The sequence below is a fragment of the Desulfofundulus australicus DSM 11792 genome (assembly GCF_900129285.1).
GTDB classification, from domain to species: domain Bacteria; phylum Bacillota; class Desulfotomaculia; order Desulfotomaculales; family Desulfovirgulaceae; genus Desulfofundulus; species Desulfofundulus australicus.
Genome location: NZ_FQUW01000010.1, coordinates 107,245 through 113,717, shown reverse-complemented (window position 1 = coordinate 113,717; position 6,473 = coordinate 107,245). Strand labels below are relative to the sequence as shown.

The window sequence follows — 6,473 nt, the reverse complement described above, 5'->3', positions numbered from 1 at the left end:
CACCGTACAGGGGCGTGACCTGGCGGCGCAGGTGGCCCAGCGGCTGCAGGCGGGTCTCTGCACCGACTGCACGGGGGTGGAACTCCAGGACGGGCAAATAACCTTCACCCGGCCCATATACGCGGGCAAAGCCTTTGTCCAGGCCCGGATACCGGAAGCGCGGCCGGTAATGGCCACCATCAGGCCCAACGCCCTGCCGGTGCCGGAACCCGTGGCGGGGCGCGCGGCGGAAGTGGTGACGGTGGCCGCGGAACCGGGCGACATCCGGCAGATAGTCAGGGACGTGGTGCGGCAGGTATCCAGCCGGCCGGAGCTTACGGAAGCGGACATCATCGTATCCGGCGGCCGGGGCATGAAAGCGGCGGAGAACTTCCGCATACTGGAAGAACTGGCGGACGTGCTGGGTGCGGCGGTGGGAGCCTCCCGGGCGGCGGTGGATGCCGGTTATGCGCCGCACAGCATGCAGGTGGGCCAGACGGGCAAAACCGTATCCCCGCAGCTGTACATTGCCTGCGGCATTTCGGGAGCCATCCAGCACCTGGCGGGGATGAGCTCCTCGAAGGTGATTGTGGCCATCAACAAGGACCCCGAAGCCAACATCTTCAAGGTGGCCGATTACGGTATTGTGGGCGACCTCTTCGAGGTGGTGCCCCTGCTGACGCAGGAGTTCAAAAAGCTCCTCGGCAAGGAGTAAGGGGTTGCCAGAAATACTGCCGCCAAAACCAGAAATACTTCCTCTACAAGCTGTGACCATCGCGCGGGCGGTGGTCTTTTTTTATCCGGCGGGGCTGTTGTTTTAAAAAGCAACGGCCAGGTTACAAATTGGAACTGCAGCCGGCTGGCCTGGAGGACGGCAGCCCATTGGTGTTTTAATTTTGCCTGTTCATAAAAGTTTGAATATAGTGGCATAGCTTTTGCTTGCCCAAAAAGATAAACAAAGAAGAGAAATGGTAAGGCCCGGAGGCTATAACCGGAATATCCCCGGTATGGAGCAGGTAATTTGTGATGGCCATTATGGTTGTGAAGCGTCTTAAAATTTCAACCCCGAAGGGCTCCTGCTGCTGGAGAAGAGGAGGTCTTTAAATGGCGGAATTTGTTTACGATCTCAGGGACTTGAAGTTTATTGTCAAAGAATGGCTGGATATGGAAGAGATATTTAACCTGGAGAAGTTCAGGGATAACTACGGCTTCGAGGATATCGATCTGGTCCTGGATGAGGCCTATAAAATTGCCAGGGAGGTTATTTTCCCCATCAATAAAGAAGGGGACCGGACAGGAGTCAAATTTGAGAATGGCCGGGCGATTCTCCCACCGGCTTATGTGGAGACATACAGGTTTTTACAGGAGAACGGCTGGGGTTCGGCCAATGAGTCGCTGGCTTCGGAAACTGCCATGCCCCTGACCCTGTACCGGGCGTACAATGAAATGTTTATGGCCGCCAGCCCGGCATTAATGTCCTATGTAAAATTAACCACCGGTGCGGCCAATCTTATTTACCGGTTCGGTACGGATAAGGATCGCAGGCTGTTCCTGGATAAAATGCTCAGCGGGAAATGGAGCGGGACCATGTGCCTGACCGAACCCAATGCCGGGTCCGATGTGGGCGACGCTACGACCAGGGCCTACCCCACCGACGACCCCAGGATTTATAAGATTAAAGGCACCAAGATGTTTATTACCGGCGGGGAAGTAAACCTGGGCGAAAATATAATTCACATGGTTCTGGCCCGGCCCGAAGGCGGTGCCCCGGGTTCCCGGGGGCTGGGGCTGTATATAGTGCCCAAAATATGGGTTAACGATGACGGCAGCCTGGGGGAACCCAATGATGTTACCTGTATAGCTATTGAAAACAAGATGGGCCTGAAAGCATCCGCCACAGCCATGCTGAGTTTTGGTGAAAACGATAACTGCCGGGGAATTCTGGTGGGCGATCCCCCGGACAGCGAGGGCCGGTCAAAGGGGCTGGCCATGATGTTCCACATGATGAACGAATCGCGCATTGGTACGGGCCACAATGCCCTGGCCCAGATGGCTGCAGCTTATTACTTTGCCGCCCGTTATGCTGTGGAGCGCATTCAGGGGCGCCCCTTCACCAACCCGAAGGCGGGGCGGGTGCCTATAATCAAGCACGAAGATATCAGAAGGATGCTTATGGAAATGAAGGCCCAGGTGGAAGCAATCAGGGCCATGATTTTCAGGGGCTTTTATTACCTGGACATAGCCGAGCACAGCGGGGACAGGGAAAAAGCCGCCCTGTGCCGGGGGTACGCGGATATTTTGACGCCGCTGATTAAAACCTATGCCAGCGAGACCGCCTGGCCGATGATTGCCCTGGCCATCCAGGTCCATGGAGGTGCCGGCTATACAGAGGAGTACCCCGTCTCCCAGTATGCGCGCGACGCCAAAATACTTTCCATCTGGGAAGGAACGTCGTTCATCCAGGCCATGGACCTGGTCAACCGCAAGATGAGGATGAAGGACGGGTCAATTTTTGCCGCCTGGCTGGATGAGCGGAGGAAGTTTATTGAACAAAACAAAGAAGCCAGGGGCTTCGGTGCTGAAATGCAGAAGCTGGAAAAGGCTTACCGGTGTGTGGCGGAAATCAGGGAACTCTACGCTTCCTATTATGAAAATATGGCGGAAAAAGGTGAGCTCATTCCCCTCTACGCGCTGCGCGTGCTCACCTGCTGTGCCCAGCTGTTTGCTGCTGAATCCATAATGGATCAGGCCCTGCTGGCTGCCCGGAAAATTGAAGAACCGGGTACCGGTCATCATGATTACGCCTACTACGCCGGGAAAATCAGCACGGCAAAGTACTTCATCCACAACATATTGCCCCATGTTTATTTACTCACCGACCTGATAAAGGAAGCGGACAGGTCTGCCCTGGAATGTCCCGAGGAAGCTCTGGTTATTGGTTGATTGAAAATACTATACCCCAAAAAGGGAGTTGTTGCCAGAATGAGGGAAGTGTACCTGGTTGAAGGTGTGCGCACGGCCATAGCCAAGGCGGAAAAAAAATCCTGGTTTGCCAATATCAGGGCCGATGACCTGGCCGCCCTGGTAATCAATGGTTTGCTGGAGCGGGCAGGAATTACCGGCAAGAAAAGGGAACAGGTGGACGATGTTTTTCTGGGCGGCACCACGCTGTTGAAGGAAATGGGCAGCAATATCGGTCGCTATGCAACCATCATGGCCGGTATGCCCTACAGCGTACCGGGCTGTACGGTGGACCGTATGTGCGCTTCAGGGGTGCAGACCATTGCCTTTGCCATTGCCACCATAGCCATGGGGTGGGCCGATTTGATTATTGCCGGTGGCGTTCAGCACATGACTCACGTTCCCATGGGCACCTGTTCCGACCATAATCCCCGGCTGGGCGAGTTCTGTGACCCCAACATGGTTTCCATGGGTTACACGGCAGAAATGGTTGCCCGGAGGTTTAACATCAGCCGGGAAAAGCAGGACCTGTTTGCCTATGAAAGCCATATGAAGGCCCATAAGGCGACGGAGGAAGGCCTGTTCAAAGAAGAAATCCTGCCTGTGGAAGCAGAAGTTCCCGCTGAAGATGGCGGTACAAGGAAAATGGTGGTTGACCGGGACCAGGGTATCAGGCCGGATACTTCCCTGGAGGCCCTGGCCAAATTGAAGCCGGTGTTCATGCAGGATGAAAAAGCCACAGTCACGGCAGGTAATTCCAGCCAGATCAGCGATGCTGCCGCCGCCGTCCTGGTGGCCAGCAGGGAAAAGATCAGGGAACTGGGGCTTAAACCCAAGATGAAGCTGGTGGCCTACGCCGTGGTGGGTGTGGATCCGGCCATTATGGGTATCGGTCCGGCTGTGGCCGTTCCCAAGGCCTTGAAACAGGCCGGGATGAGCATAGAGCAGATCGACATCTGGGAAATAAATGAAGCCTTTGCCTCCCAGGCTGTCTACTGCACCGAAACGCTGGGCATCAGGAACCATCCCCTGCTGAACCCCCGGGGCAGCGGTATAGCTCTCGGGCACCCGCTGGGCTGTACCGGAGCCCGTATAGCCACCACTTTAATGCACGAAATGCCGTATTACGGCGCCAGGTTTGCAGTGGAAAGCATGTGTGTGGGTCACGGGCAGGGAGTGGCGGCTATCTGGGAGTGGGTCGGCTGAGAAATGGTGGTGGCAGCTTTAAAAGTGGCGGGAAGTAAGGAGGCTTTGTGATGAACAGATATCAGGAAGAGTACCGGCGCAAGCTTGTTTCCGCTGACGAAGCGGTAAAAGTGGTAAAGTCCGGTGACTGGGTGGCCTACAGCCACTTTGCCATGACGCCGCGGGTTCTGGATGAGGCGCTGGCCAGGCGGAAGGATGAGTTGTTTGATGTTAAGATTCGCGGTGTCTGTGCACTGCATCCGGTCAAAGTGGCGCTGGCCGACCCGGAGCAAAAGCACTTCATTTATAACAGCAGTTTTTTCAGCGGTGCTGACAGGAGGCTGCAGGATGAAGGGCTGGCCTACCATATCCCGGGTCTGTATCATGAAGCGCCGGGGATTTTACGGGGCAATCATGACGGTCCCGATGTGGCCATGATTGTCACCACTCCCATGGATGAAAAAGGCTTCTTCAATTTCAGCGTTTCCTGTTCATACGAGCGGGCGGTCTGTGATAAGGCCAGGACGATTATCGTGGAGGTTAATGAAAACGCTCCCCGCTGCCTGGGAGGGTTTCAGGAAAGCATACATATTTCCGAAGTGGATTATATTGTGGAAGGCAACAATGAACCTTTATTTGAGGTACCCAATATTCCTCCCACCGAAGTGGATAAAAAAATAGCCAGGCTGATTGTGGAGGAAATTGAGGACGGGTCGTGCCTGCAGCTGGGAATCGGCGGGTTGCCCAATACCATCGGCAAGATGCTGGCGGAGTCCGACCTGAAGGATCTCGGCGTACACAGTGAAATGATGTGCAACGCTTTTCTGGACCTGTACGAGGCGGGAAAGATTACCGGGGCCAGAAAAAACATAGACCGGTTTAAAATGGTCTACACATTTGCCCTGGGCGACGCCAGGCTTTACGAGTTTCTCCACAATAACCCCGCCTGCGCGATTTACCCGGTGGATTATACCAACGATATAAATATCATTGCCCGGAACGATAAGCAAATTGCCATCAATAATGCCATTGAAATAGATTTATACGGCCAGGTGTGCTCCGAATCCGTTGGAGTGCGGCAGATTTCGGGCACCGGAGGGCAGTTTGACTTTACCTTCGGCGCCTACCGTTCCAGAGGAGGCAAGGCTTTTATCTGCATGAGTTCTACCAAGAAGGTCGGGGACAGGGTTGTTTCCAGGATCGTTCCCATGATAACCCCCCTGGGGATAGTAACCGTTCCCCGGACGGTGGTGCAGTACGTGGTAACTGAATACGGCAAGGTCAACCTGAAGGGCAAGTCGACCTGGCAGCGGGCGGAACTGTTGATCAGTATCGCCCATCCCGATTTCCGGGAAGAGCTGATTAAACATGCTGAAAAAATGAAAATCTGGACCAGGACCAATAAAAAACTAAGCCTGGCCTGCTGAATAGTTGAGATGAAAAGTTAAAAAATTTTAAGGGGTGAAAAAAATGGGAGCGGAAATTAAAAAAATCTGTGTTGTTGGAGCCGGAAACATGGGACACCAGATAGCCCTGTGCGCGGCCATTGCGGGCTTTGAGGTTAAGTGCACCGATATCAGCGAGGAGATTTTGCAGAAGGCGGAAAAGTTTGCCGATACCTACCTGCCGGAGCGGGTGGCCAGGGGGAAGCTTTCCGAAGAGGAAGCCCGGGCGGCCCGGGCCAGGATTTCCTTCACCAGGGATCTGGTCGAAGCGGCTAAGGATGCGGACCTGGTGATCGAGGCCGTGCTGGAGAAGCTGGACCTGAAACGCCAGGTTTTTGCCCAGCTGGATAAGATCTGCCCGCCCCATACCATACTGGCCACCAACAGTTCTTATATTGTCAGTTCAAAAATTGCTGATGCCACCGGCCGGCCGGAAAAAGTGTGCAACATGCACTTTTTCAACCCGGCCCTGGTTATGAAGCTGGTGGAAGTGGTGAAGGGCCCCCATGTGGCCGAGGAAACGGCCCAAACCGTAATGGATGTATGCGTGAAGATGGGTAAAACACCCGTTCTTTTGCAAAAGGAGATCTACGGTTTTCTGGTCAACCGCATTGTATCGGCCATTAAAAACGAGGCCCTCTACCTGTACGATATGGGTATCGCTTCCTATGAAGATATTGATAAAGCGGTCGAACTGGCCCTCGGTCACCCGCTGGGTCCGTTCAGGCTTCTGGATCTCACCGGCATCGACCTGACCTATTACATCAGCATGGAGCGTTACCAGGAAACAGGTGATCCGAAGTACAAACCTTCGCCAATAATTGTGGAAAAGTTTTTAAAGAAAGAGTGGGGACGCAAGACCGGCAAGGGCTTTTATGATTATACCAAAAAGTAAGCCGCTGC

At 54.3% G+C, this 6,473-nt stretch carries 5 protein-coding genes; all 5 read left to right on the top strand.

From position 1 onward, the window contains the following. The coding region (locus tag BUB44_RS05060; protein ID WP_073163676.1) for an electron transfer flavoprotein subunit alpha/FixB family protein at nt 1–694 on the top strand (694 nt) is incomplete at its 5' end. Nucleotides 695–1,083: 389 nt separating this feature from the next. Next, nucleotides 1,084–2,922 (top strand): acyl-CoA dehydrogenase, encoded by a 1,839-nt coding sequence (locus BUB44_RS05055; protein ID WP_073163675.1) that lies wholly within the window; start codon nt 1,084–1,086, stop codon nt 2,920–2,922. 39 nt (nt 2,923–2,961) lie between these two features. After that, nucleotides 2,962–4,146 (top strand): thiolase family protein, encoded by a 1,185-nt coding sequence (locus tag BUB44_RS05050; protein WP_073163674.1) that lies wholly within the window; start codon nt 2,962–2,964, stop codon nt 4,144–4,146. Nucleotides 4,147–4,196: 50 nt separating this feature from the next. Further along, nucleotides 4,197–5,552 (top strand): acetyl-CoA hydrolase/transferase family protein, encoded by a 1,356-nt coding sequence (locus BUB44_RS05045; RefSeq protein WP_073163673.1) that lies wholly within the window; start codon nt 4,197–4,199, stop codon nt 5,550–5,552. Between the two features lie 43 nt (nt 5,553–5,595). Next, on the top strand, nt 5,596–6,465 hold the full coding sequence (locus tag BUB44_RS05040; protein ID WP_073163672.1) for a 3-hydroxyacyl-CoA dehydrogenase family protein: 870 nt from the start codon (nt 5,596–5,598) through the stop codon (nt 6,463–6,465). Nucleotides 6,466–6,473: the final 8 nt, after the last annotated feature.